This is a genomic window from Massilia sp. 9096 (assembly GCF_000745265.1).
GTDB lineage: Bacteria > Pseudomonadota > Gammaproteobacteria > Burkholderiales > Burkholderiaceae_D > Telluria.
The window spans coordinates 664,338-687,809 of the sequence record NZ_JQNN01000001.1; the positions used below are offsets into that span (position 1 = coordinate 664,338).

General features: G+C 67.5%; 26 protein-coding genes and 1 pseudogene. 10 read left to right on the forward strand and 17 right to left on the reverse strand.

What is annotated here, in order from left to right:
* The first annotated feature begins 30 nt into the window (after window positions 1-30).
* The 4 genes from FA90_RS02860 to phbB all read left to right on the forward strand — a co-directional run bounded on the left by FA90_RS02860 (window position 31) and on the right by phbB (window position 3,244).
* Window positions 31-780: a glutathione peroxidase gene (locus FA90_RS02860; protein ID WP_036165747.1), complete on the forward strand. Its 750-nt coding sequence runs from the start codon at window positions 31-33 to the stop codon at window positions 778-780.
* Complete coding sequence (locus FA90_RS02865; protein WP_036165750.1) at window positions 780-1,655, forward strand: zinc-dependent peptidase; 876 nt, start codon at window positions 780-782, stop codon at window positions 1,653-1,655. Before FA90_RS02860 ends, FA90_RS02865 begins: the two co-directional genes overlap by 1 nt.
* A 102-nt stretch (window positions 1,656-1,757) precedes the next feature.
* Window positions 1,758-2,312, forward strand: a complete 555-nt coding sequence (locus tag FA90_RS02870; protein ID WP_036173834.1) for a hypothetical protein — start codon at window positions 1,758-1,760, stop codon at window positions 2,310-2,312.
* 185 nt (window positions 2,313-2,497) lie between these two features.
* The gene (gene phbB, locus FA90_RS02875; protein ID WP_081934031.1) at window positions 2,498-3,244 is read left to right on the forward strand and encodes an acetoacetyl-CoA reductase; all 747 of its coding nucleotides are present in this window, start codon (window positions 2,498-2,500) and stop codon (window positions 3,242-3,244) included.
* A 3-nt stretch (window positions 3,245-3,247) separates the two neighbouring features.
* Here the strand turns inward: phbB and FA90_RS02880 are convergent, their stop codons facing one another.
* The 9 genes from FA90_RS02880 to FA90_RS02915 form a co-directional block, all read right to left on the reverse strand.
* Window positions 3,248-3,610 carry a TraR/DksA family transcriptional regulator gene (locus FA90_RS02880; RefSeq protein ID WP_239700511.1) on the reverse strand — a complete coding sequence of 121 codons (363 nt, stop codon included), beginning with the start codon at window positions 3,608-3,610 and terminating at the stop codon, window positions 3,248-3,250.
* A 169-nt stretch (window positions 3,611-3,779) separates the two neighbouring features.
* On the reverse strand, window positions 3,780-4,328 hold the full coding sequence (locus tag FA90_RS02885) for a hypothetical protein (RefSeq protein ID WP_156116558.1): 549 nt from the start codon (window positions 4,326-4,328) through the stop codon (window positions 3,780-3,782).
* A 15-nt stretch (window positions 4,329-4,343) separates the two neighbouring features.
* Window positions 4,344-5,207 (reverse strand): hypothetical protein, encoded by an 864-nt coding sequence (locus tag FA90_RS02890; RefSeq protein WP_036165754.1) that lies wholly within the window; start codon window positions 5,205-5,207, stop codon window positions 4,344-4,346.
* Window positions 5,208-5,292: 85 nt separating this feature from the next.
* Window positions 5,293-6,111, reverse strand: coding sequence for a 2-oxo-tetronate isomerase (otnI, locus tag FA90_RS02895; protein ID WP_051971355.1), 819 nt, complete (start codon window positions 6,109-6,111; stop codon window positions 5,293-5,295).
* Between the two features lie 97 nt (window positions 6,112-6,208).
* A complete protein-coding gene (locus FA90_RS02900) occupies window positions 6,209-7,069 on the reverse strand; it encodes a hypothetical protein (RefSeq protein ID WP_307170477.1) in 861 nt (286 codons plus the stop codon).
* Window positions 7,063-7,578, reverse strand: coding sequence for an MFS transporter (locus tag FA90_RS27585; protein ID WP_307170479.1), 516 nt, complete (start codon window positions 7,576-7,578; stop codon window positions 7,063-7,065). The genes FA90_RS02900 and FA90_RS27585 overlap by 7 nt, the downstream gene beginning before the upstream one ends.
* A gap of 18 nt (window positions 7,579-7,596) precedes the next feature.
* Window positions 7,597-8,028: a MarR family winged helix-turn-helix transcriptional regulator gene (locus FA90_RS02905; protein WP_036165757.1), complete on the reverse strand. Its 432-nt coding sequence runs from the start codon at window positions 8,026-8,028 to the stop codon at window positions 7,597-7,599.
* A gap of 192 nt (window positions 8,029-8,220) precedes the next feature.
* Window positions 8,221-9,708: a DEAD/DEAH box helicase gene (locus FA90_RS02910; protein ID WP_036165760.1), complete on the reverse strand. Its 1,488-nt coding sequence runs from the start codon at window positions 9,706-9,708 to the stop codon at window positions 8,221-8,223.
* Window positions 9,709-10,016: 308 nt separating this feature from the next.
* Window positions 10,017-10,799 carry an inositol monophosphatase family protein gene (locus tag FA90_RS02915; RefSeq protein ID WP_036165762.1) on the reverse strand — a complete coding sequence of 261 codons (783 nt, stop codon included), beginning with the start codon at window positions 10,797-10,799 and terminating at the stop codon, window positions 10,017-10,019.
* Between the two features lie 177 nt (window positions 10,800-10,976).
* On the opposite strand from FA90_RS02915, the gene FA90_RS02920 reads away from it, so the two are divergent.
* Window positions 10,977-11,732: an RNA methyltransferase gene (locus tag FA90_RS02920; protein ID WP_036165764.1), complete on the forward strand. Its 756-nt coding sequence runs from the start codon at window positions 10,977-10,979 to the stop codon at window positions 11,730-11,732.
* Window positions 11,733-11,743: 11 nt separating this feature from the next.
* Here the strand turns inward: FA90_RS02920 and FA90_RS02925 are convergent, their stop codons facing one another.
* Both FA90_RS02925 and FA90_RS02930 read right to left on the reverse strand, forming a co-directional pair.
* The gene (locus tag FA90_RS02925) at window positions 11,744-12,541 is read right to left on the reverse strand and encodes a YdcF family protein (RefSeq protein WP_036165765.1); all 798 of its coding nucleotides are present in this window, start codon (window positions 12,539-12,541) and stop codon (window positions 11,744-11,746) included.
* 113 nt (window positions 12,542-12,654) lie between these two features.
* Entirely contained in the window at window positions 12,655-13,158 is a 504-nt protein-coding gene (locus tag FA90_RS02930; protein ID WP_156116559.1) for a hypothetical protein, read from the reverse strand.
* Window positions 13,159-13,215: 57 nt separating this feature from the next.
* Here FA90_RS02930 and FA90_RS02935 point away from each other — a divergent pair, with 57 nt between their 5' ends.
* The 4 genes and pseudogenes from FA90_RS02935 to FA90_RS02950 all read left to right on the forward strand — a co-directional run bounded on the left by FA90_RS02935 (window position 13,216) and on the right by FA90_RS02950 (window position 15,629).
* Window positions 13,216-13,419, forward strand: a complete 204-nt coding sequence (locus FA90_RS02935; RefSeq protein WP_036165771.1) for a hypothetical protein — start codon at window positions 13,216-13,218, stop codon at window positions 13,417-13,419.
* Complete coding sequence (locus tag FA90_RS02940; protein ID WP_036165774.1) at window positions 13,416-14,345, forward strand: triacylglycerol lipase; 930 nt, start codon at window positions 13,416-13,418, stop codon at window positions 14,343-14,345. The genes FA90_RS02935 and FA90_RS02940 overlap by 4 nt, the downstream gene beginning before the upstream one ends.
* 35 nt (window positions 14,346-14,380) lie before the next feature.
* Window positions 14,381-15,076: a TetR/AcrR family transcriptional regulator gene (locus tag FA90_RS02945; protein ID WP_036165777.1), complete on the forward strand. Its 696-nt coding sequence runs from the start codon at window positions 14,381-14,383 to the stop codon at window positions 15,074-15,076.
* Window positions 15,077-15,090: 14 nt separating this feature from the next.
* Window positions 15,091-15,629: pseudogene (locus tag FA90_RS02950) on the forward strand (TIGR00730 family Rossman fold protein).
* A gap of 3 nt (window positions 15,630-15,632) precedes the next feature.
* On the opposite strand, the gene FA90_RS02955 reads toward FA90_RS02950, so the two are convergent.
* From FA90_RS02955 to FA90_RS02980, 6 genes are all read right to left on the reverse strand, one after another.
* Complete coding sequence (locus FA90_RS02955) at window positions 15,633-16,715, reverse strand: diguanylate cyclase (RefSeq protein ID WP_239700513.1); 1,083 nt, start codon at window positions 16,713-16,715, stop codon at window positions 15,633-15,635.
* Window positions 16,716-16,729: 14 nt separating this feature from the next.
* A complete protein-coding gene (locus FA90_RS02960) occupies window positions 16,730-19,474 on the reverse strand; it encodes an EAL domain-containing protein (protein ID WP_036165783.1) in 2,745 nt (914 codons plus the stop codon).
* A complete protein-coding gene (locus FA90_RS02965; RefSeq protein ID WP_036165787.1) occupies window positions 19,471-19,917 on the reverse strand; it encodes a phosphate ABC transporter substrate-binding protein in 447 nt (148 codons plus the stop codon). Before FA90_RS02965 ends, FA90_RS02960 begins: the two co-directional genes overlap by 4 nt.
* 1 nt (window position 19,918) lies before the next feature.
* Complete coding sequence (locus FA90_RS02970) at window positions 19,919-21,163, reverse strand: porin (protein WP_036165789.1); 1,245 nt, start codon at window positions 21,161-21,163, stop codon at window positions 19,919-19,921.
* Between the two features lie 238 nt (window positions 21,164-21,401).
* Window positions 21,402-21,944, reverse strand: a complete 543-nt coding sequence (locus FA90_RS02975; RefSeq protein ID WP_051971357.1) for a YgjP-like metallopeptidase domain-containing protein — start codon at window positions 21,942-21,944, stop codon at window positions 21,402-21,404.
* Between the two features lie 83 nt (window positions 21,945-22,027).
* The gene (locus FA90_RS02980) at window positions 22,028-22,357 is read right to left on the reverse strand and encodes a KGG domain-containing protein (protein ID WP_036165792.1); all 330 of its coding nucleotides are present in this window, start codon (window positions 22,355-22,357) and stop codon (window positions 22,028-22,030) included.
* Between the two features lie 243 nt (window positions 22,358-22,600).
* Here FA90_RS02980 and purU point away from each other — a divergent pair, with 243 nt between their 5' ends.
* Window positions 22,601-23,470 (forward strand): formyltetrahydrofolate deformylase, encoded by an 870-nt coding sequence (purU, locus tag FA90_RS02985; protein WP_036165795.1) that lies wholly within the window; start codon window positions 22,601-22,603, stop codon window positions 23,468-23,470.
* Window positions 23,471-23,472 lie beyond the last annotated feature (2 nt).

Genomic DNA, 23,472 nt, shown 5'->3' on the forward strand with positions numbered 1-23,472 from the left:
ATATGGCAAGCAAATCAACAAGGAGAGAGCATGTTACCGAGCGCCGCATCGCTGGAAGGAAAACCCGTTCCCCGCGCCGTGTTCAAGGTGCGCACCGACAACGCATGGCGCGACGTCACGACCGACGAGCTGTTCAACGGCAAGACCGTGGTCGTGTTCGCGCTGCCCGGCGCTTATACGCCGACCTGCTCGTCGTCGCACCTTCCGCGCTATAACGAATTGGCCGGCGTGCTGCGCGAGAACGGCGTCGACGAGATCGTCTGCATCGCCGTCAACGACGCCTTCGTGATGAATGCCTGGAAGGGCGGCCAGGAAGCCGACCATATCACCATGATCCCGGATGGCAACGCCGACTTCACCGAGGGCATGGGCATGCTGGTCGACAAGCGCGAACTCGGCTTCGGCAAGCGCTCCTGGCGTTATTCGATGCTGGTGCGCGACGGCGTCATCGAAAAAATCTTCATCGAGCCCGACAAGGAAGGCGATCCGTTCGAGGTGTCGGACGCCGACACCATGCTCAAGCACGTCAACCCGGACGCCGTGCCGCCCGAGCCGGTCGTGATGTTTTCCAAACCGGGCTGTCCGTTCTGTGCGCGCGCAAAAGCATTGCTCAAGGCGCGCGGCATCGCGTTTACCGATATTCCGCAAGACCACAAGATCAATACCAGCGTATTGCGGGCGGTCTCGGGCGGGACTACCTGGCCCCAGGTGTTCATGGGTGGCCGGCTGATCGGCGGCCTGGATGCCGTGGAAGCGCATTTCGCACCCACCAGCTTCTGATGGAAGCCGCTTTGGCCTATGTCGTGCTGGCCGGCGCCTTGCTGCTGGCCTGGTGGCTGCCACGCCGCCGCCTGAACGCGGCCCTGGCGCGGCCGCTGGACCCGAGCGAACTGGCCATCATCGAGCGCAACGTCGCGCAATACCTCGGCATGCCCGAGGCCCTGCGTGGGCAGCTGCAGCGTCTGGTCAAGCAGTTCCTGCACCAGAAGCGTTTCGTCGGCTGCGCCGGGCTGGAGCTTACGCAGGAAATGCGCGTGACGATCGCCGCCCAGGCTTGCCTGCTGCTGGTCGGACGCACAGGCCGGGACGCGCGGGTCTATCCCGAACTGCGCACGATCCTGGTCTATCCGGGCGCCTTCCTGGTGCCGCGCCGCCAGCAGGACGAGGCCGGCGTGGTGAGCGAAACGCGCCACGATCTGCTGGGCGAGTCGTGGAGCGATGGCCGCGTGATCCTGTCCTGGGAGCACGTGCGCCGCGCCGGCTTGCCGCCCGAGGGCACGCACAACGTGGTGCTGCACGAATTCGCGCACCAGCTCGACAGCGAGTCGGGCAGCAACAATGGCGCGCCGTATCTCGGCAGCGCGGAACGCTACCGCAGCTGGTCCCAGACGCTGTCGCGCGATTTCGAGCTGCTGCGCCGCGATACCTATTTCGGCTACCGCGACGTGCTCGATCCCTACGGCGCCACCAGCCCCGCGGAATTCTTCGCGGTCGCTACCGAAACCTTTTTCGAGCAGCCGCACGCGCTGGCCGAGCGCCACCCCGAGCTGTACCACGAATTCCAGAAATACTACCGGGTCGACCCGCGCGCGTGGATGATGGCGCCGCGCCAGGAACCCGCGTATGCCGGCGTGGTCTATGGACAGTGGCAGTAAGGACCTTGCCGGTGGCATGGCTGAGCTGCGTGCGTTTGCGAACAGAGTCAATGTCGATCCGGGCGCATGCTGCGGATACTTTCGATGCAGGAGGAGTTCAACATGTCCACGATCATCGCAGGGCACTTCCAGCTTCAGGATGAAGTCGACCAGGCGCGCCGTGCGCTGGTGGACGCCGGTTTTTCGAGCGACCGCATCAGCGGTTTCTACCTGAGCCAACCCGGCCAGCACGACCTGACCCCGATCGGCGGCGACCATATCGAATCGCCCGGCGCCAAGGAAACCGGCGCCGGCGTGGCCCAGGGTGCGACCGGCGGCGCCGCGATCGGCGTGGCGGCCGGCGCGGCTACTTCACCCATCACCGGCCCGCTCGGGCCCATCGTCGGCGGCCTGGTCGGCGCCCACGTCGGTTCGCTGTTCAGCTTCAGCAAGATGAAGGAAGCCGGCGAATCCGAGCAGGGCGGCCACGCGCCGGTGGAAAACCGCATGGCCGGCATGCTGGTGGCGGTCGCCTTCGACGACGCCGGCCAGGAAGGGCAGGCGGTCGAAGTGCTGCGCCGCCTCGGCGCCCAGCAGATCGAACGCGCCACGGGCAATATCGTCGACGGCGACTGGGCCGATTTCGATCCGTCCAGCGCCCCTGACATCATCCATTGAGTTTTCGCCCGATCGCGCGCCGCCGCAGACGCGGACCGGGCGACGGTGGCGTTGTTGCGCCATCGGCACGCGTTCCCCGAGCTCGCTGGAGGTTTGAGTTAGCTCAAAAGTTCCCCTTGTCGCCGTCCTAGACTCAGTGCTTCATGTCGCGCATCCCGCGCGGCTTCGATCACAGGACGACGACCATGCACGACAAACGAGTGGCCTTGGTAACCGGCGGAATGGGCGGACTGGGGACGGCAATCTGCAGGCGCCTGCATGACGCGGGCTTCAAGGTGGCGGCAAGCTTCTCGCCCGACAATGCCGCGCCCGAGGCGTGGCTGGCGGCCCAGCGCGACGAAGGCTACCGCTTCGCCGCCTACAAGGTCGACGTCACCGACTATGGCGACTGCGAATGGATGATGCAGAAGCTGCTTGCCGAGCAGGGCCGTCTCGACGTGCTGGTCAACAACGCCGGCATCACGCGCGATCGCAGCCTGCGCAAGATGGAAGCCGCCGACTGGCACGCGGTGCTGCGCGCCGATCTCGACAGCGTCTTCAACATGAGCAAGCAGGCGGTCGAGCCGATGATGGCACAGCACTGGGGCCGCATCGTCAACGTGTCGTCGGTCAACGCCCAGCAGGGCGCCTTCGGCCAGGTCAATTACGCCGCCGCCAAGGCGGGCATGCACGGCTTCACCAAGTCGCTGGCGCTCGAAATGGCGCGTCACGGCGTGACCGTCAACACGGTGTCGCCGGGCTATCTGCGCACCCGGATGGTCGAGGCGATGTCGCCCCAGGTCTTGAAGGACAGGATCCTGCCGCAAATTCCGGTCGGACGCCTGGGCGAGCCGGACGAAGTCGCGGCGCTGGTCGCCTTCCTGGTGTCCGCGGACGCGGGTTTCATGACCGGGGCCAACATCGCCATCAATGGCGGCCAGCACATGTATTGAGCCTCAGCGTCGCTCGGCGCGCATCTGGCAGGCGATGCACAGGCGCGCTTCGGGCCGGGCCAGCAGGCGCGAGGCGCCGATCGGCTGACCGCATTCCTCGCACTCGCCGTAGCAGCCGTCCTCGATCCGCGCCAAGGCCTGGCGCAGCACCTGCGCTTCTTTCGCACGCTGGGCGGCCGCTTCGCGCGTCAAGTCATTCAATAAACGCACCGTCGCGCGGTCGAGCGGCGAGGTCTCGACCTCGGACACCGGCAGTTCGCCGGCAGGCGTCGACGCCACCGGCGGCCCGGCGTGCGCGAGCGCATCCAGGCGTTGTTCCAGCATCGATTTGAGCAGGCCAAGCTGCTCGGGACTCAGCGTTTCCACGGCGGCTCCATCAACCGCGCGCGCATGGACACACGCTGCCGCAATGGGCGTGTGCAATGGGCATCATGGGACTCTCCCTGGGACGTTCCGGCCTGGCCGGATGTCCGTCCCGGGGCCAGTGTAGCGCGGAACCCGGGGCTTGGGTATCGCCAGCCGAAGCGCACGCGGCTCAGGCGCCGGCATCCGGCGCCGGGACGGGAGCAGGGGGCGAATTGTGCAGCTTGATCACGTCCAGCTGGCCCTTGAGCGCGGCGAGCGCGGTCAGGATCGGCGCGACCTGGCCGGTTGCGGCGGCGGCGGCCAGGCCGAGCAGGCGTGCGACCAGGCCGATGCCATCGCCGATGCGGGTGATGCCCTGGATCTTGGCGGCGGCATCGGCGGTGAGCTGGATCACGTGCTGCTGCGGCTGGCCCAGCGAACTGACGATGCGGGCCGCGGCGTCCGCATACAGCCGGTTGGCGCGCTGGCGCAGTTCCTGCTCGGCCTCGAGCAGGGTGCGGGCGACGGTTTGTTCAGCGTCCGGCACGTCGCCCGGATAACGCCGGATGTCGCGCATCACGCGGTCGTGGAGGCTGTCGGCGCAGGCGGACAGGCGGTCGGCCAGTTCCTCGACCTGGCGCGCGCTCGACAGCGCTTCGGCCGGGGTGGCCGGCGCCGGCTTGGCGGCCACCCCGGCCGGCTCGGTGATGGTGCTGGTTTTGCTGACAGGGTCTGCCATGGCGGCTCCTTCGGCTCAGTCGGACAGCGCTTCGCGGATCGACAGCAGGTCGCGGCCGTAGCCGGCCAGCATCCTGCGCACGTCTTCACTCGACAGCCGGTTGAGGTTTTCGCGCAGTTTCTGGTGGCCGGCGGCGACTTTCTTCAAGCCGTCCAGCGCCAGGTCGTAGCGCTTGTCGATCAGCTTGTATTCGGTCGCCTTGTTCAGGTAATGCACCTTGGCCAGCGTGACCAGCATGCGGTCCGAGTTCCTGGTCGAAAACGGGATCTCGACGTCGAACACCCCGAGCACTGTCTTCTTCTCATTCTCGTTGGTCTTGGCGTACATCCTGGTGAGCACGATCATGGCCTCGAGCAGGACCTGGATGTCGGCGTCGCCGTCGCGGACCATGGTTTCGACGCTGCGGTTCTGGTAATTCGAGGCGATCACGCGCGTGAGCAGGCGCGTGACGCTGGTGTAGGCGGCGACGTGGCGCTGCTCGACGCCGGCATCGACGTTGGCCTGCAAGCCCGCGCCGAGGTCGTCGACCTGGGCCGACAGATCGTAGCGGGTGGCGCCGGCCAGCACGCCCAGCGTCTGCATGTACAGCACCACGGCTTTCTGGATGCTGACGAAATCGGCGTACACGGCCTTGCGGCGGGCATCGTTCTCCTTGGCGATCTTGTCGACCGCAGGCGACAGGTAGGGCTGTTCGCGCGCGTAGGTGTCGCGGTAGCGTTTCGACAGTTCGCCATAGCCGCCGAGCTTGGCGGACGCATCGGCGAACTGGCGCACTTCCGACAGGCTGACGGTCTCGGGGCTGGCGCAGCCGGCCAGCGCCAGGCCGAGCGACAGGCTCAGCGCGAAGATGAACGGTGTGAAGAAGCGGCGAAGTTCCATGGGTCCTTTCTCGACGGCGCCAGGCCGTGGCGGAAAAGTCCCATTTTTTCAAAAATGCTGCCGAGCTATATTGCTAATAGTCAAGTTAGCCGACGTCGGCGATGGCGCCGATAGGCGTGGCCGGGCGCGCGGTCTCGACTCCGCGCCAGCCCAGGCCGGCCACGGTGTCGCCGCCGGGAATGTATTCGCAGCCGACCCAGCCTTCATAGCCGAGCTCGTCGAGCAGGCGCAACAGGAAGGGGTAGTTGATTTCGCCGCTGCCCGGCTCATGGCGGCCCGGCACGTCGGCGATCTGGATGTGGCGGATGATCGGCATCCGTTCGCGCAGTGTATTGGCGAGGTCGCCTTCCATGCGCTGCATGTGATAGACGTCGTACTGCAGGAACAGGTTGTCGACCGCGCACTCGGCGATGATGGCGGCGGCCTGGGCGCTCCGGGTCAGGAAGTAGCCGGGCATGTCGCGATTGTTGATGGGCTCGATCAGCAGGCGGATGCCGTGCGGCGCCAGCTGGCCGGCGGCAAAGCGCAGGTTGTCGACGAAGGTCGCGTGGGCGCGCGCCTGCGAGACCTTGGGCGGGGTGCGGCCTGCCATGCAGTGCAATTGCTTGACGCCCAGGTCGAGCGCGTATTCCAACGCCAGGCCGACGCTGTCCTGGAATTCGCCGATGCGGCGCGGATCGCAGGCCATGCCGCGGTCGCCCGCACCCCAGTCTCCCGGCGGCATGTTGTGCAGCACGAGCTCGAGGTCGTAACGGTGCAGGCGGGCTTCGATCTGTTCCGGCTCGAAAGCGTAAGGAAACAGGAATTCGACCGCGTCGAAGCCGGCCGAGCGTGCCGCGGCGAAGCGGTCGAGGAAAGGCAGCTCGTTGAACAGCAGGCTCAGGTTGGCGGCAAACTTCGGCATGCGGACGGTCTCCAATCGTAATAAGACCGCCATGCTAAACCATCGCGGCCCCCAGCGTGGCCGCGCACGCTTGGCCGCGCTGTCGGACTGGAGCTCGTCAGTTTGTCGGCGCGGCCGGCAGCGGTTGGTCGCTCAGGCGCCGCATCGGCGTGAACAGCCAGGCCAGCAGCGCGGCGCCGCTCAGGAACAGCCCGGCGCCGACGAACAGGGCCCCGAGCGCGACCCGTCCGGCGATCCAGCCGCCCGCCGCCGCGGCCAGCGGCGCCAGGCCCATGACCACGAACATGAAGATGCTCATCGTGCGTCCGAGCATGGCCTTCGGCACGCGCTGCTGGACCCAGCTGAACACCGTCACGTTGACGAAGCCGCCCAGCGCCCCGATCGCCATCAGGAGCAGCATGCCTTGCCACAGCGCCGTGATCGCGCCCATCAGCGGCACCATCAGCCCGATGCTCCCGTCGAGCAGCAGCAGCGTGATGCCGAGGTTGCCGATCCGGCGCTTGCCGACGAGGCCCGCCAGCGCCATGCCGGCCAGCGCACCGGCGCCTTGCGCTCCGGCCAGCAGGCCCAGCGCCGACGCACCCTGTAGACGCGTGCTGGCCAGCAGCGGCAGCGCCACCTGCAGGACGCCGCCCACCACGCACGAGCACAGGCCCCAGTACAGGAACGCCGTGCGCAGGGTGGCGTCGCGCCAGACCGCGGCGATGCCGGCGCCGACCTCCTGCAGCAACAGGCCTGGCCGCGCCGGCGTGGCCGGGGCCGCCATCGCCATCGGCAGCGGACGCACCTTGGCCAGCGTCCACGCCGACAGCGCGAAACTGAAGGCGTCGAAGCCGAACGCCAGCGCCAGTCCGCGCGCATCGCGCATGCCGGCGCTGCCGTAGCCGGCCAGTGCGAACAGCAGGCCGGCCAGCAGCGGCCCGGCCAGCATCGTCACCTGGCGGATCGCCATCAACATGCCGTTGGCCGCCTGCAGGCCGGCGCCACCACGTGGGGCAGCATCGAGGTGCCGGCCGGGATGCTGAAGGCCGAGGCCAGGCTCAGGCCCAGCGCCAGCGCGATCGCCAGCGTCAGGGTGACGCCGCCGCTGTACACCAGGATCGCCAGCACGGCCAGCAGCACCGTGTTGACGTACTTGGTCAGCATTAATATCGCCTTGGGCGAATGGCGGTCGACCACGGCGCCGCCGAACAGGATCAGCACGGCGCGCGGCGCCCCCATCAACGCCAGCACCAGGCCGAGCGTGGCGGGGTCGTGCGAAAGTTTGAGCACCAGCCATGGCAGGGCGATCAAGGTGAACTGGTCGCCGAGGGCGGAAATCACGCCGCCGCCCGTCAGCCAGGCAAAGTTACGGTCACGCAGCACGTTACGTGGGGACGCCGACATCGCTTTCTCCTTCTTCTTGGTGGGTCGATCGGACACCGCCGGCGCGCGCGCGTACGCCTGCGCGCGAGCCGGATCATTCATTCACCGCTCATTTGCCGCTCATTTGCCGATCAGCTGGGCCAGCAGCCCCGAGCTCGCCTCGATCTGGTCGCGCGCCGGCCCACCCAGCGCCATACGGCTGACGTTGTCGACGACGACGGTGGCGTTGGTTACCAGTTCGTCGCCGGCCGGCGTGATCAGCGCGTAACCGACACGGGCGTCGCGCGGATCGCTCTGGCGCGTGACCAGGCCGATCTTTTCCAGCGGCAGCAGGGAGCGCGTGACGCCGGACGCGGTCAGGCCGAGCTGCTCGGCCAGGTCGACGCGGCGCAGGCGGCCGCCCGGGGCGCGCTGCAATTGCAGCAGCAGCTGGTAGTCGGAAAAGCTGATGCCGTGATGGCTGCCGAGGGCGCTGTCCAGGCGGCGCGACAGCGTCGCCCAGGCGCGCGACAGGCGCAGGCAGAATTCGGTGGTGAGGGTGTCGGTCGACATGAAAGCTCCTTGGTTGGCGGGATACCGGAGAGATACTTGATTACGCAAATATATGTGTCTTTATGTAGGTTGACAACTACTTGAGTAATCAAGTGTTGTTGAAAGGCGAAAAAAATCCGGGCTGGGTGACTTTGGCAGTCATCAGCCCGGATCGGGTCGATTCAGGCGGCGCGGGGGAGCGCCGCCCTGGCATCAGCGGTCGCCGCCCGAGCGCGCGCTCGAGGCCGGGCGCGGACCGCGGTTCTGCGAACGGCCGCCGTTGCCGCCGCCGTTACCACCACCGTTGCCGCCGCCGCTGCCACCGCCATTGCCGCGGTTGCCCGGCTGGCCGCCGCGGTTGCCGTTCGGCTGGCCACTGCGGCCGCCGTTGCCGTTGCCCGAGGCGCTGCGCGGTGCGCCAGCAGGCTGGCCTGCGCTGCGCGCCTGGCCGCCGCGGTTGCCATTGCCGTTGCCGCCCGGACGGCCGCCACGGCCCGAATGGCCCGGGGCGCCGCTGCGCAGCTGGATCGGCTGCGCCTTGGCGGTCGGGTCCGGCTCGAAGCCCGGGATCACGTCGCGCGGCAGGGTCTGCTTGATCAGCTTTTCGATGTCTTTCAGCATCTGGTGCTCGTCGACACAGACCAGCGACACGGCTTCGCCGGTGGCGCCGGCACGGCCGGTGCGGCCGATGCGGTGCACGTAATCTTCCGGCACGTTCGGCAGGTCGTAGTTCACGACGTGCGGCAGCTGGTCGATGTCGATGCCGCGCGCGGCGATGTCGGTCGCGATCAGTGCGGTCAGGCTGCCGTCCTTGAACTCGGCCAGCGCCTTGGTGCGCGCCGACTGGCTCTTGTTGCCGTGGATCGCCATCGCGCCGATGCCATCCTTGCCCAGCTGCTCGACCAGTTTATTGGCGCCGTGCTTGGTGCGGGTGAATACCAGCACCTGCTTCCAGTTGTTGGTCTTGATCAGGTGCGCCAGCATCGGGTGCTTCTTGTCGCGGTCGACCGGGTGGATCTTTTGCGAGATCACTTCCACGGTCGAGTTGCGGCGCGCGACTTCGATCATCCCCGGGTTGTTCAGCAGCTTGTCGGCCAGCGCCTTGATCTCGTCCGAGAAGGTGGCCGAGAACAGCAGGTTCTGGCGCTTCGGCGGCAGCACCGCCAGTACTTTCTTGATGTCGTGGATGAAGCCCATGTCGAGCATGCGGTCGGCTTCGTCCAGGATCAGGATTTCGATCTTGTCGAGCTTGATCGTGCCCTGGCCGACGTGGTCGAGCAGGCGGCCAGGAGTGGCGACCAGGATGTCGACGCCGTTGGCCAGCAGCTTGATCTGCGGGTTGATGCCGACGCCGCCGAAGATCACGGCCGAGTTCAAATTGGTGTACTTGGCATAGGTGCGCACGTTTTCCTCGACCTGGGCGGCCAGTTCGCGGGTCGGGGTCAGCACCAGCGCACGGATCGGGCGCTTCGAGGTTTTATTGGTCAGCGCCAGGCCGGCCTTGTCGGTCGACAGGCGGTGCAGCACCGGCAGGGTAAAGCCGGCGGTCTTGCCGGTGCCGGTCTGCGCGCCCGCGAGCAGGTCGCCGCCGCCAAGCACGGCGGGGATCGCCTGGGCCTGGATCGGGGTCGGAGCGGTGTAGCCTGCTTCAGTAACGGCGCGCACGATGGCGTCGGTCAAACCGAGAGTAGAAAATGACATAGTTATTCAGTAGTGATCGGCCCGCCGCACGTCTTTCGACGCCGCGCCAGTCCAGCCGACCGAGACAAAGAAATCCAGGGCGGCCGGGACTGGACGCCGGCTCGCCGAGATGTGGCCATACATTAGCCACATGGCATTATAGTGAAAAAAGTTTCGCTAGGGAAATTTAGCGCAGCCCGGAGGCTGGTGGAAGCAGGGGAGGTGCGGCGCCAGGGGCTGAACCAGGAAGGCGCCGGATGCAACTTACACAGGGCGTATTTTACGCCAAAGCCCGGATCCTCGCAGGAGCCGGGCGTGAACTGCAGAAATCAGTTATGAAAGGGGTTCAACAAAGCGACCATGCCGGCGAAGACTTTCGGACCGGCCGCGATCACGTCACCCTTGTTCAGGTACTGCGATTCGCCGTTGAATTCGCCGACGATGCCGCCGGCTTCGGTCACCAGCAGCGAGCCGGCCGCGATGTCCCAGATCTTCAGGCCTTTTTCGAAAAAGCCGTCGACGCGGCCGGCGGCCACGTTGGCCAGCTCCATCGCCGCCGAGCCGCTCGAACGCACGCCGTGGCAGCGCGCGGCCACGACTTCGTACATGCGCAGGTATTCGGCCAGCGCGCGCGGATCGGCGCCGTGGCCGGAACCGACCAGGGCCTTGTTGATGCGGTCCGGGTTGCGCACGCGGATGCGCTTGTCGTTCATGTAGGCGCCGGCGCCCTTGGTGGCGGTGAACAGGTCGTTGCGGACCGGGTCGTAGACCACGGCCTGGGTGATCACGCCGCGCTGCTGCAGCGCGATCGAGATGCAGTAGTTCGGGTAGCCGTGCAGGAAGTTGGTGGTGCCGTCGATCGGATCGATGATCCAGACGTACTCGCTCTCGTCGTTCATGTTGCTCGATGCGCCCGATTCTTCGGCCAGGATCGCGTGGTCGGGATAGGCTTTCAGCAGCGTCTCGACGATCGCCTGTTCCGATGCCTGGTCGACGTCCGTGACGAAGTTGTTATGGCTCTTTTCGCTGACGGTGATGCGATCGAGATCAAAGGATGCGCGATTGATGACGGTCGCGGCGCGACGGGCGGCCTTGATGGCCGTGTTGAGCATGGGGTGCATAAAGCTTCCGTGAAAAAGGCTGACGCCACCGCGCGGGAGCGCCGTGAACGAACATGAACGATGAGAATTAAAGAGCAAAGCGGTGGCGAAATCGTTAAAATCCCGGCCGGGCAACAAGCCAGGGCCAAGATTCTTGTTCTACGTCACCGCGAGATACCGCTATTCTAAATGAACCCGACCGAAACTGACATACCTCTTTTCAAACGGCTACGCTTTGTGTTAGTGGAAACCAGCCGTGCAGGCAACGTCGGCTCGGTTGCGCGCGCCATGAAGACGATGGGCTTTAGCGACCTGGTGCTGGTCGCGCCGCGCTGCGACGACCTCTTGCACGACGCGGAAGCGGTGGCGTTTGCCAGCGGCGCCATCGACGTGCTGCAGGGGGCGCGCATCGTGCCGACCATCGGCGAGGCGCTCGAAGGTTGCAATTTCGCCGCCGCGGTGTCGGCGCGGCTGCGCGAGTTCTCGCCGCCGGTGTGGTCGCCGCGCGAGTTGTCGAACCACGTCGCGGGCGACGCCAGCCTGTATCCGGCCCTGATCCTCGGCAACGAGCGCGTCGGCTTGCCGAATGCGATCGTCGAGTCGAGCAACGTGCTGATCAACATCCCGGCCAATCCCGACTATTCGTCGCTGAACCTGTCGCAGGCGGCCCAGGTGCTGGCCTACGAATGCCGGCTGGCGGCGCAAGGCGAGAATCGGACGCAGGAGGGCGTCGGCTTCCACGGCGAAGCGGCCAGCCTGGCCCAGATCGAGGGCATGTACGCGCACCTGGAAGACGCGCTGGTGGCGATCGGCTTTCTCAACGCCGACAACCCGAAAAAGCTGATGCCGCGCCTGAAACGCCTGTTCGCGCGCACGCAGCTGGAAACCGAGGAAGTCAACATCCTGCGCGGCATCGCGCGCCAGATGATGCGCGGACGCGAGTAGGCCCGGCCGGTTCAGCCGGCGTGCGCGCGCAGCTCGTACCAGGCGTTGCCGATCAATTCGTAGATCGCATACCAGGAGCGGCGCATGCCCTCGGGGCTCGGCACCCAGGCTTGCAGCGGCACTTTCTGGTTGCTGAAGAAGACGGTCGGGGCGTCGACCACCTCCAGGCCGGCGCGCTGGAACACGGCGCGCGCGCGCACCATGTGCATCGCATCGGTCACCAGCAGGATGCGCTTGACGCCGTCCTTGCGCAGCAGCGCGGCGCTGTAGCCGGCGTTTTCCGCGGTGTTGTTCGAGCGCCCTTCGATCCACCTGACCGGCACGCCGAAGTCCTCGCGCAGCGCGTCCGCCATCGCCTGCGCATAGGTGTAGCCGGGTTCGCCGTGATCCGAGTTGCTGCTGCTGCCGCCGCCGCTGACCAGCACCGGCAGTCTGGTGATGCGCTGCAGGTGCGCCGCATAGCGCACGCGCGCCAGGGCGACGTAATCGGGGACGTCGCGCCCGCCGTACTCCGGCGCCCGCTGCAGCCGTCCCGCCGCCAGCACGACGATCGCCTGGGCGCCGGCGCGCTCGGGTGCGCGCAGCGGGGTGGTCTCACGTTCGAGCGGCGCGATGAACAGGTGCGCGCCGCCATTGGTCGACAGGAAGGTCAGCGCCGCCAGCCCGGTCCCGGCGACGATGCGCCCGGCGCGCGGCCAGCGCCGCCAGATCGCCAGGCCGATGAAGATCACCAGGAACAGGTTGGCGGGCGGCAGGATGAGGTCGCGGGAAATACCGTTGATCAGGTCGAGGAGCGGCGTGAAGGTCATGTGGCGCAGTAATGGATGAGTGCGCGAGAGTAGACCTCAGCCGCGGCCGCGCCGTCAAGTTCGCATCGAGCGCGCCACGGCCGGCCGGACGCGCTGCGCGCCATGCCGGCGGCTCAGGGATGGTCGCGCACGAATTGCTCTTCCTCGTAAGCGGACATCGCCTGCCGGTCGGTGACGATGTGGTTGGTGCGCAGGATCTTGCCGTCTTTGGCGTACACGAGGTAGGCCTCGCCAACCCCGTTTTCCTTCGGCAGCTGCCAGTACGCCGGACGGCAGCCGAGCGGGAGGTAGACGCGGTTGTGGAGGGTCAGTTCCAGCGCCTGCCCGCGCGGATATTGGCCTTTGATCTCGTCGGTGGCCACGAACTGCGCCAGATACACCCGGCCCGGCGATTTTTCGTCGGTGTCGCGCTGGTAGTCGAGCTTGGTGATGTGGCCGACGAAGATCAGGTCGGCATCGGCCATCAGTTTGCTGGTCGCCTCCTTGAATTCGTCGACGATCTTGCGGCTGCGTTCGAGGTCTTTGTCCTGCGGCAGGATGGCGCAGGCCATGGCGGCCGCGGGCAGCACGCAGGACAGCAGGACGAGCGAGCGGAATAGATGCCGGGAAGGAGCCATGGAGCCGCCTGGAAAATGGATGAGTGTGCGCTCAGTATAGGCCGCGATTCTTGTCATATGCTCACCGAATGTCACTGGTGTGGCCTGGACGAATCGCTCCAGCACGGCCTGCTGCGGCATCCGGCGTTTCGCGTACACTACGACAAACACAAGAGCGAGCGCATGGAGACCAACCGCAGATCCTTCCCCGAGACCGGCCCGCTCGGCGCGGCGCTGCTGGCCGGCGCCGGTGCGAGCCGCGTAAGGCGTACCAGGCGATGAGCGCACGCCGCCTGCTTCGACTCGTGCTGCTGGTGCAGTGCGCGGCCGCGCTGCTGGTCGCCTGGGCGCTGCTCGGGCACGGAACGCCGGGGTGGCTGGCGCTCCCGGCCGGCGTTGGCGCGGTGGCCCTGGTGCGCCTGCTGATCAACATGAACAACTTCGTGCTCTCGGCCTTGTTTGCCAGCCCGACGCCGTCCGCCCATCGCCTGGGCCTGGGCGCGCGCGTGCGCATGCTGGCGCTTGAATACCGCGCCAGCATGGTGATGACCAGCTGGCTGATGGCGCGCGCCAGCGCCGCCACCCGCATCTATCCGGACAGCGCGCAGGTGCCGGTGCTGCTGCTGCACGGCTACGGCGCCAACAGCGGTTACTGGGCGCACCTCACGCCGCTGCTCGACGCGGCGCGCACCAGCCACGCGACGGTCGACCTGGAGCCGGTGGCGGCCGGCATCGACGACTACGCGCCGCTGGTCGAGCGCCACGTCCAGGCCCTGTGCGCCGCGACCGGGGCGAGCCGGGTGGCGATCGTCGCGCACAGCATGGGCGGCCTGGTCGCGCGCGCGTGGCTGCGCGCGTACGGGCGCGCCGCGATTGCACGCGTGGCGCGGGTCGTCACGCTCGGCACGCCGCACCACGGCACCGCGATGGCGCGCTTTGGCCTGGGCCTGAACGCCGCGCAGATGCGCCCCGGCGGCGAGTGGCTGCGCGCCCTGGCCGCCGGCGAGGACGCCGCCACGCGCGCGCTGATCATCTCGATCTACAGCCACCACGACAACATCGTCGCGCCGCAGACCTCGAGCATGCTGCCGGGCGCGCGCAACGTCGAACTGGGCGGCGTCGGCCACGTGGCGCTGGGGCGCGACCCGCGCGTGCTGGCCGCGATCATGCGCGAATTGTCGCTTCTATCCGTCGCGGCCGGTCGGTGATATGCTGTCGGGTGAGTGCAACTACGCTGTCATCCATGCAACAAAAAGCCCCGCGCCGGACCCGCGAACGCATCCTCGAGCTCTCGCTCAGGCTGTTCAACGAGTTCGGCGAGCCGAACATCACGACGACCGTCATCGCGGAAGAGATGAACATCTCGCCCGGGAACCTGTATTACCATTTCCGCAACAAGGATGACATCGTCAACTCGATCTTCGCCCAGTTCGAGGCGGAGATCGAGCGCATCCTGACGGTGCCGGCGGGACGGCGTTCGAACATGCAGGACGTCTGGCTGTACCTGCACCACATGTTCGAGCTGATCTGGCGCTTCCGCTTTTTCTACCGCGACCTGAACGACCTGCTCTCGCGCAACCGCAAGCTGGAACTGCACTTCAAGGCCATCCTCGCGCACAAGATCAAGGTCGCGCGCCAGCTGTGCGAAGACCTGCGCAGCGAAGGCTCGCTCGAAGCCGGCGACGCCCAGATCGGCGCGATGGCGACCAACATGGTGGTGGTGGCGACCTACTGGCTCTCGTACGAGTACGTGCGCAACCCGCGCAAGTACAGCGAGCAGCAGGCCATCGCCGATGCGCTCGCGCGCGGCTGCTACCAGGTGCTGTCGATGGTCGGCCCTTACCTGCGCGGCGACACCCACGCGCTGTTCCAGCGGCTGTCCGACGACTACCTGGCCAAGCTGCCGCCCGAGGCGCAAGCCGCGTCGGAAATGAAATAAACCGAAGGGATTCAATGAAAGCCATCGCAGTCTATTGCGGCGCCAACAGCGGCGCCGATCCCGCGTTTGCCATTGCCGCGCGCGGCCTGGCGCGCGTGCTGGTCGAGCACAACATCGGACTGGTCTATGGCGGCGGCAAGGTCGGCCTGATGGGCGTGATCGCCGACGAGGTGCTGCGCCTCGGCGGCGAAGCCACCGGCGTGATCCCCAAGGCGCTGATGGAGCGCGAAGTCGGCCACGCCGGCCTGACGCGCCTGTTCGTCGTGAAGGACATGCACGAGCGCAAAGCGATGATGTCGGAGCTCGCGTCCGGGTTCATCCCATGCCGGGCGGGATGGGCACGCTGGAAGAGCTGTTCGAGATGGTGACCTGGGCCCAGCTCGGGATCCACGCCAAGCCGATCGGCCTGCTCAACGTGAACGGCTTCTGGGATACCTTGTCGGCCTTCGTCGGCCACATGGTGGCGCAGGGCTTCGTGCGGCCGGCGCATGCCGATCTGCTGATGGTCGAGTCGGACCCGCAGGCGCTGGTGCGGCGGCTGCAGGCCGCCTGAGAATCAGGCCTGCACCACCCGGTCGCGTCCGCCCGACTTGGCCTGGTACAGCGCCTTGTCGGCGCGGTTGACGGTCGCCGACAGCGGCTCGCCGCCGGCACGCGCGGTCAGGCCGCCGGAAAAGCTCAGCGCGCGTTCGAACGCGACCTCGGGCAGCGTCAGGCGCGCCACGCGCGCGCGCAGGCGCGCCAGCACCGCCAGCGCGTCGCCTGGCGCGGTATCCGGCAGCATCAGCAGGAATTCCTCGCCGCCCCAGCGCGCCAGCACGTCGCGCGCGCGCAGTTCGGCGCGCGCGGCGGCGGCGAACTGGCGCAGCACCTCGTCGCCGGCGGCGTGGCCGTGGCGGTCGTTGATTTGCTTGAAGAAGTCGATGTCGAGCAGGGCGATGCAGGTCGGCAGCCCGGGCGCGCTCGCGCGCCGCTCCTCGTCCGCCAGCACCGCGTGCATGTGGCGCCGGTTGGCCAGCGCGGTCAGTTCGTCGACGGTGGCCAGCACGCGGATCGTCTCGAGCGCGGCCGTCAGTTCCGCGCGCTGCGCCTTGAGCCGCATGCGCATCGTGCTCATCACGCCGGTGAGGAAGGCCACCGCCACCGTCGACAGCGCCATCAGCAGGAAGGTCACGCCCTCGACCGTGGCCGGGTAGTGGACCGGGTCGCGCACATGCTGCCAGACCATCGTGCCGCCCATGCCGACCAGGCCGGTGAAAGTGAGAATCAGGTTCTGGCGCGGCCGCATCGCGAAGGTGCAGAACACCACCACCACCATCAGCCCCATCAGCGTGGCGCCGCGCATCGGACCGGCGATCGAATAGATCCACATGTTGCAGCTGATGCCGAACAGCGCCTGCAGCGCCGCCAGCGTGGTCGGCTTCAAGCCCAGGCGCGGACTGAAACGCACCAGCGCGAAGAACAGCACGATCCCGAGTTCGGCATAGCGTTCGAGCGCGCGCATCGAACCCGCGTCGATCAGGCCGAGCGCGGCGCAGTGCCCGAGCAGGCTCAAAAACAGGAAGTAGAGCAGCGCGGTCGCGCTCCAGTACTGCGTCATGCGGCGCAGGCGCGGTTCGGCGCCGAACAGGATGCCCATGCTCCCGCCCATGCTCAACCCACCAGCTTGAGGCGGCCGCGCTTGCGCGCCTGGTCCTGCAGCAGCGCGCCGATGTGCTCGGGCGGCACCGGTGGGCTGAACAGGTAGCCCTGCATTTCGTCGCACTCGTTCTGGCGCAGGAATTCGCGCTGCTCCTCGGTCTCGACGCCTTCCGCGATGACACGCAGGTGCAGGCGGTGGCCGAGCGAGATCACCGCCAGCGCGATCGCCTGGTCGTCCGAGCTGGAGGCCAGGTCGCGCACGAACGACTTGTCGATCTTCAGGGTGCTGATCGGGAACGACTTCAGCGCCGACAGGCTCGAGTAGCCGGTGCCGAAGTCGTCGATCGACAGCGACACGCCCATCGCCTTGAGCTCGCCCATGCGTTCCACGGCCTGGTTCAGGTCGCGCATCAGGAGGCTCTCGGTCACTTCCAGTTCCAGCGACGACGGCGGCAGCCCGCTATCGGCCAGCGCCGCGGCGACGCGTTCGACCAGGCGCCGTTCCTCGAACTGGCGCGCCGAGACGTTCACCGACACCGTCAGCGCATCCAGTCCGGCAGCGCGCCAGGCCTGGGCCTGGCGGCAGGCGCTGCGCACCACCCATTCGCCGAGCGCGACGATCATGCCGGATTCCTCGGCCAGGCCGATGAAGCGCGGCGGCGCGACCAGGCCGTGCTCCGGATGGCGCCAGCGGATCAGCGCCTCGACGCCGAAGATCTGGCCGGTGTGCAGGTCGACCTTGGGCTGGTACAGCAGGTGGAAGCGGCCTGCAGGCGCCTCGATGCCGGCATGGCCCTCGTCCGCCGCCATGGTCGCGTCGAGCGCCTTGCGCAGGCCTTCGAGCAGCATCAGCTTTTCCTCGACGCTGGCGTTCATCTCGCGCGTGTAGAACTGGAAGTTGTTGCTGCCCAGTTCCTTGGCGCGGTACATCGCGGCGTCGGCGTTCATCATCAGCGTCTTCGGATCGGCGCCGTCGCGCGGGTAGGTGACCACGCCCATGCTGCAGCTGACCTGCACCGCCTGGTCGCCGATCAGCACCGGTTCCGTCACCGCCTGGCGGATCTTTTCCAGCACCGGCGTCACCGCCAGCGGATTGTCGATCACGTCCGGCAGCAGGATCACGAATTCGTCGCCGCCCAGGCGGCCCAGGGTGTCGGTGCGGCGCAGGCAGTCCTGCATGCGCTTGCCGACCACCTTCAGCAGCTCGTCGCCGGCACTGTGGCCGAGGCCGTCGTTGACCAGCTTGAAGCCATCGAGGTCGACGAAGGCCAGCGCCAGGTTGCCGCCGTTGCGCTGGGCGTTGTGCACGGCCTGCTCGAGGCGGTCGCGGATCAGGCTGCGGTTGGGCAGGCCGGTCAGCTCGTCGTGGTGCGCCATGTGGCGGATGCGCTCCTCGGCCACCTTGCGTTCGGTGATGTCGCGCACCGTGGCCACGGCGCCGCCCTCGACCGGCACGATCTGGCGCTGCAGCCAGCGTCCGGCGGTGGGCCAGGTCGCGGCTTGCCATTCGGTCTCGATGGCCACGCCTTCGCTGACCACCTTGAGCAATTCGTCGTACATGCCGTTTACGCGGTAGAACGGCAGCAGCTCGCCCAGCGTGTGGCCGCGCATCTCGTCCTGCGCGATGCCGGTGAGCTGGGCGGCGCGCGAATTGGTTTCCTCGAGCACGAAGTCGGCCACCGCGCCCTTGGCGTCGTAGACGCAGCGCATCACGAAGAAGGCGTCCAGGCTGGCCTCGGAGGCGGCGGCGTAGGTGGCCTGGGCGTGCCGCTCGCGCCGGCGCGCCTTGGCCAGCTGCCACGACCAGGCGCTGATCATCGCCACCAGCACGACCAGCAGCGCGCTGGCGAGCCAGGCGCCGGCCAGGTAGTTGGTGCGGTGCTGTTCGAACTGGGCCATCTGCTCGCGGTCGGCCAGGCCGATCACGGCCGCCAGCGGGAAGCCGTGCAGGCGGCGCACGCTGGTGTAGCGTTCGACGCCGTCGGCGGCCAGCGCCAGCGGGATCACGGTGTCGGCGCCCAGGCCGTCGAGCGCGATGCGCTGGCCCCAGCTGACCTTGTCGCCCACGCGCAGCGCGCGCGCGACGCCATCCTCGCCGATCAGGCCGAGCAGGCCGAGGTCGCCCTCGCGCGAGCGCTCGTAGGCGCTGGTGAAGTAGGCCGGATCGACTTCGACGATGGCGATGCCGGCGAAGCCGCCGGCCGGATCGTTGATGCGGCGCGTGAAGTGCAGATGCGGATCGGCCTTGAAGTGGTCGCCGATGGTCTGGCTGACGAAGGGCGCGTTGCCGGCGCCGTCGCGCGGCACCGTGAAGAAAGGCTGGTCGGCCACGTTCAGGTGCGGCATCGGCGTGCTGCTGGCGACGATGTCGCCGCCGCGGTCGGCGACGCTGACCACGAACACCAGGCTCGGCGGCAGCAGGCCCTGGCGGCGCAGCGCCGGCAGCGCGCCGCGTGTGCCGTTGGTCTCGACCGCGTACTTGAGCACTTTCAGGGTCTGGTCGATGGCGGTCAGGTTGCGCACCATCTGCGCTTCGTAGGTGTCGACCTGTTCGCGTGCGGCGTCGCGCGCGGCGGCGGTCGCGCTCTTGCGCTCGACGTCGATGAAGTGGAAGGTCGCGATCCAGATCGCCGCCAGCGGCAGCAGGGCGAACAGCGGCAGCGCGACGTGGGTCTCGAGCACGCGAGCGAGCCAGCCCTTGACGCCGCGGGTGAGGCGGGAGCGCCGGCCGCGCGTGCCATTCACGCGCGCGGTCATTGCAGCACCAGTACCGGACGCACGCTGGCGTCGAGTGCGCTGCGGTCGATGTAGCCGATCAGCTCCGGGTCCTCGGCCACGCGGCGGCGCACGGCGGCGCTGTCGGCGACTTCGGCGGGCGGCTGGCCGCGGCCGGTGAACACCATCTTCGACCAATAGGCCTTGAGCAGCGCCGGCGTCTTGCCCGCTACGCGCGCGTAGAAATCGTCGCGCAGCGACGAACCGAGGCGCTGGTCGAGCGGAACCGCCTCGACGCCGTCGGGGAAGCGCGGGCTCTGGCCGAGGAAGATCGCGGCGACCTGGTCGGCGCGCAGGGCGAGGACCGGGCTCCTGGCCGAGACCACCACCACCAGTTCGGAAGCGCGGGCGGCGCCTGCGGTGGCCAGCAGGCCTGCGGCGAACAGCGTTGCGGCCAGGCGGCGCATGAAGGGAAGTGTGCGCATCCTAGTACACGAAATCGAAGGCGAGGCTGACCACATCGGCCGGATGGTCCGAGCGGAAGCCCGGCTGGGTGTTGATCAGCGTGCCGCGCGAGCCGTCATGCGGGGTAACGCGGTCGTACTGCAGCTTGAGCGCGGTGTTGGTGTGCACGTCCCAGCGCAGGCCGGCGCTGGCGCTGGTCTGCTGCGGGATCGTCGCCAGCACGAGGTTCAGGCCGGCGTTGAGCAAGCCGGCCTGGCCGCGGGAAGGCGCCGGCAACGCGTCCAGCGGCAGGCCGGGGTCGTGCGTGGCGTCGGCGGCGCGCACGCGCGACCAGGTCAGGTAGGGCGTGAACGGCCCGATGCGCCAGCCGGCGCTGGCGTACAGGCTGCGCGTCGCACCGAGCAGCGAGTTGGTGTGCGTGCGGCCGGCTTCGGCCATCACGAACCATTGGCCCGGGTCGTAGTTGGCGCCGATGCTGACCACGTCGACGTGCTTGTGGTCGACCGCAAAGCGGCGCGAGATGTCCTGGCCGGCCGGTCCGAAGGCGTCGAAGGCGTTGAACAAGGGCTGCACGAGGTCGAGCGTCAGCTCGGCTTTGACGACGTTGGCGCGCACGCTGAGCGCACCCCAGTCGCTGGTGTTGGAAAAGCCCACCATCCCGCTCGCGCGGCCGTGCACCGTGTCGCCCAGCGGCAGCTTGGCCTGCCCGTAGAAAACCTGCGAGGTGTTGCGCACCGGTCCGGCGTCCCAGCGCCAGGTGGCATCGACGCCGTCGCTGCTGGTGATCGGCACGGTGCCGTAGGTTTCGACCGGCGGGCGCACCCATGGGTAGGCGTAGCCGATCTTGCGGTAGTCGGCGGTCAGGAACATCGGCAGCGCGATGCGGCCGACGCGCAGCGCAAGTTCCGGGGTCGCCTGGTATTTGATGTTGGCCCATTCGACGCGCGGGCGGTAGGTGTCGTACAGGCCCTGCTCGCTGACCACCTGCAGCACCGCCGACCAGCGGTGGTCGAGCTTGAGGTCGAGCTGGGCGCCCAGGCGGCTGTCGACGTCGGCGCTCCAGGCGCGCGTGGCGCCGGCGCCGCTGTACTTCATCACGCTCGAGGTGTAGTCGGCGCGGTGCTCGCTCGAATGCACGAAGCCGAACGTGCCGAAGCCCGATACCGACCAGCTCGGGGTTTCCTGGCCCCACGCGGCGCCACCCATACCCAGCCCGGTTGCGAGCAGGAAAAGGGACAAGGTGTAGCCAGGAAGTCGGTGGTGCATTTATCTTTCTCGATAGTTCAGCCGGCGTCGCCTGCGGCACGCCTGGCATCTGGATTCGGGGAGTAGAAGGCCTCGGGACGCACACGAGGAAGGCGCGCGGCAAGCGCAGACATCGACTTTAAACCGTGACATACGGAAAGTCGATAGTTTAACTAAATTCTCAGGAGCAATTTTTATAACACTGTTGCGGTTGGGCAACGGTCACTTCAAGAATCGGTGGGATATGACGAAAGCCGGCTCAGCCCCACAGCCGTTCGCCGTCCAGTTCGAGCTGGGCCAGGTACAGCCGGACGTCCAACTCGAACTGGTGGTAGTGCGGCTCGATCCAGGTGCACAGCTTGTAGAAGGCCTTGTCGTGCTGCTTTTCCTTCAGGTGGGCCAGTTCGTGCACGGCGATCATGCGCAGGAACTCGGGCGGCGCATCGCGGAACACGCTGCCGATGCGGATCTCGTGCTTGGCCTTGAGGCGGCCGCCCTGGACCCGCGAGACCGCCGTGTGCAGGCCGAGCGCCTGCTGGACGATGCCGATCTTGCTGTCGTAGGCGACCTTGGACAGCGGTTCGGCGTTGCGCAGGTAATCGTCCTTCAGGTCCTGCACGTAGCCGTACAAGGCCTTGTCGGTGCGGATCGCGTGCGCGTGCGGGTAGCGCGTGCGCAAGTGATCGGCCAGGCGGCGCTCGTCGACGAGACGCGCGACCTGGGTGCGCAGGTGCTCGGGATAGGCGCCGAGGTATTTGCCGAGCGTGGCGTGGAGCAGGGCTTGCGGTTGGGCTTGGGACATGGGATGTGCACTCTAGCACAGGCCGGTGAGGGAGGGGCCCGGCGGTGCGCCGCCAGGCCCGGATGACGAGGGACTGTTCGCCTTTACTCTCCTTTGCCACCCTGGCGGTTGCCGTTCTTGGCCGCCGCGGCGGCCCGGTTGGCCGATTGCCGGCTTTCTCCACCCTTGCGGCCGATATCGGCCATGTGGGCGCGGTTGCGGCTGACCACTTCGCCGCCTTTCTGGCCGGCCCGGCGCGCTTCCTCCGAATCGAATTCGTGCGCCGTCCCTTTCTGGTGGGCCGCCTGGCCACCCTTGCTGGCGATTTGCCGCTGCTGGTTCTGGTCCATCGCAGCGAAACCGCGCTTTGCAGGCTGGCTTTTCTGCTCGTTGCCCGAGCTGGAAGCGCTCCTGCCGTCCTTGCTTGTCGCCATATCGATCTCCTTGTGCCTGTCGGTGAACAGTCAAACCCGAGCGTTTGGGGGTGCTCCCCCCTTATGGATGCGCTCGTGCGTTTAGAGAGGCGGGGCAGTCAATAGTTCCGGCAGTTCGCGCGCGCGGCGGGCATGCTCGCGGAATTGCCGGAATTGCAAAGCATGCGACAATGGCCGAGCCGCATTTTCCCGGTAGTTGTCGCGGCCTTTTCCTTCTAACGTCAACCCTTCCATCGAGCCAGCATGCAGTATCCCGAATACATCCTGACCCTGTCCTGCCTCGACCAGCGCGGCATCGTGCTGCGCGTCTCGGGCTTCCTGGCCGAATACGGCTGCAACATCATCGACTCCGCGCAGTTCGGCGATCCGGACTCGAAGCTGTTCTTCATGCGCGTACACTTCGCCCTGGAGGACGCGCAGGTCGACGACGCGCGCCTGCGCGCGGGCTTCGATGCCCTGTGCGCCAGCCTTGGCGCCGGCGGCCAATTGCACGATGCGCGCGTCAAGCCGCGCGTGATGATCATGGTGTCGAAGATCGGCCATTGCCTGAACGACCTGCTGTTTCGCTACCGCAGCGGCGTGCTGCCGGTGGAGATTCCGGCGATCGTCTCGAACCACATGGAGTTCTACCAGCTCGCGGCCAGTTACAATATCCCGTTCCACCACTTGCCGCTCGAAGCCGGGGCGAGCGATTCGGCCAAGCTCGCCCAGGAGGCGCGCATCATCGAATTGCTCGACACCCACCGCATCGACCTGGTCGTGCTGGCGCGCTACATGCAGATCCTGTCGCCGGGGCTGTGCGAAGCCTTGAAGGGCAGGGCGATCAACATCCACCATTCGTTCCTGCCGAGCTTCAAGGGTGCGCGCCCGTACGCGCAGGCGCACCGGCGCGGCGTCAAGCTGATCGGCGCCACTGCCCATTTCGTCACCGGCGACCTGGACGAGGGCCCGATCATCGAGCAGGACGTCGAGCGCGTCGACCATGCGATGCACGTCGATCAGCTGACGGCGATCGGGCGCGACGTCGAAAGCGTCGTGCTGGCGCGCGCGGTCAAGTGGTTCGTGGAACACCGTATCCTGCTGAACGGCGACAAGACCGTCGTGTTCAGCTGAAC

Excerpts from the sequence above, each read along its gene's own strand:
- FA90_RS02920 (WP_036165764.1), top strand. The coding sequence starts at position 10,977 with ATGAACCCGACCGAAACTGACATACCTCTTTTCAAACGGCTACGCTTT.
- FA90_RS02925 (WP_036165765.1), bottom strand. The coding sequence starts at position 12,541 with ATGACCTTCACGCCGCTCCTCGACCTGATCAACGGTATTTCCCGCGAC.
- FA90_RS02910 (WP_036165760.1), bottom strand. The coding sequence starts at position 9,708 with ATGTCATTTTCTACTCTCGGTTTGACCGACGCCATCGTGCGCGCCGTT.
- FA90_RS02960 (WP_036165783.1), bottom strand. The coding sequence starts at position 19,474 with ATGACCGCGCGCGTGAATGGCACGCGCGGCCGGCGCTCCCGCCTCACC.
- FA90_RS02905 (WP_036165757.1), bottom strand. The coding sequence starts at position 8,028 with ATGTCGACCGACACCCTCACCACCGAATTCTGCCTGCGCCTGTCGCGC.
- FA90_RS02865 (WP_036165750.1), top strand. The coding sequence starts at position 780 with ATGGAAGCCGCTTTGGCCTATGTCGTGCTGGCCGGCGCCTTGCTGCTG.
- FA90_RS02915 (WP_036165762.1), bottom strand. The coding sequence starts at position 10,799 with ATGCTCAACACGGCCATCAAGGCCGCCCGTCGCGCCGCGACCGTCATC.
- FA90_RS27585 (WP_307170479.1), bottom strand. The coding sequence starts at position 7,578 with ATGAATGATCCGGCTCGCGCGCAGGCGTACGCGCGCGCGCCGGCGGTG.
- FA90_RS02955 (WP_239700513.1), bottom strand. The coding sequence starts at position 16,715 with ATGGGCATCCTGTTCGGCGCCGAACCGCGCCTGCGCCGCATGACGCAG.
- FA90_RS02885 (WP_156116558.1), bottom strand. The coding sequence starts at position 4,328 with ATGGCAGACCCTGTCAGCAAAACCAGCACCATCACCGAGCCGGCCGGG.
- FA90_RS02870 (WP_036173834.1), top strand. The coding sequence starts at position 1,758 with ATGTCCACGATCATCGCAGGGCACTTCCAGCTTCAGGATGAAGTCGAC.
- FA90_RS02970 (WP_036165789.1), bottom strand. The coding sequence starts at position 21,163 with ATGCACCACCGACTTCCTGGCTACACCTTGTCCCTTTTCCTGCTCGCA.
- FA90_RS02860 (WP_036165747.1), top strand. The coding sequence starts at position 31 with ATGTTACCGAGCGCCGCATCGCTGGAAGGAAAACCCGTTCCCCGCGCC.
- FA90_RS02965 (WP_036165787.1), bottom strand. The coding sequence starts at position 19,917 with ATGCGCACACTTCCCTTCATGCGCCGCCTGGCCGCAACGCTGTTCGCC.
- purU (WP_036165795.1), top strand. The coding sequence starts at position 22,601 with ATGCAGTATCCCGAATACATCCTGACCCTGTCCTGCCTCGACCAGCGC.
- phbB (WP_081934031.1), top strand. The coding sequence starts at position 2,498 with ATGCACGACAAACGAGTGGCCTTGGTAACCGGCGGAATGGGCGGACTG.
- FA90_RS02935 (WP_036165771.1), top strand. The coding sequence starts at position 13,216 with ATGCTCACCGAATGTCACTGGTGTGGCCTGGACGAATCGCTCCAGCAC.
- FA90_RS02900 (WP_307170477.1), bottom strand. The coding sequence starts at position 7,069 with ATGTTGATGGCGATCCGCCAGGTGACGATGCTGGCCGGGCCGCTGCTG.
- FA90_RS02975 (WP_051971357.1), bottom strand. The coding sequence starts at position 21,944 with ATGTCCCAAGCCCAACCGCAAGCCCTGCTCCACGCCACGCTCGGCAAA.
- FA90_RS02980 (WP_036165792.1), bottom strand. The coding sequence starts at position 22,357 with ATGGCGACAAGCAAGGACGGCAGGAGCGCTTCCAGCTCGGGCAACGAG.
- FA90_RS02940 (WP_036165774.1), top strand. The coding sequence starts at position 13,416 with ATGAGCGCACGCCGCCTGCTTCGACTCGTGCTGCTGGTGCAGTGCGCG.
- FA90_RS02945 (WP_036165777.1), top strand. The coding sequence starts at position 14,381 with ATGCAACAAAAAGCCCCGCGCCGGACCCGCGAACGCATCCTCGAGCTC.
- otnI (WP_051971355.1), bottom strand. The coding sequence starts at position 6,111 with ATGCCGAAGTTTGCCGCCAACCTGAGCCTGCTGTTCAACGAGCTGCCT.
- FA90_RS02890 (WP_036165754.1), bottom strand. The coding sequence starts at position 5,207 with ATGGAACTTCGCCGCTTCTTCACACCGTTCATCTTCGCGCTGAGCCTG.
- FA90_RS02930 (WP_156116559.1), bottom strand. The coding sequence starts at position 13,158 with ATGGCTCCTTCCCGGCATCTATTCCGCTCGCTCGTCCTGCTGTCCTGC.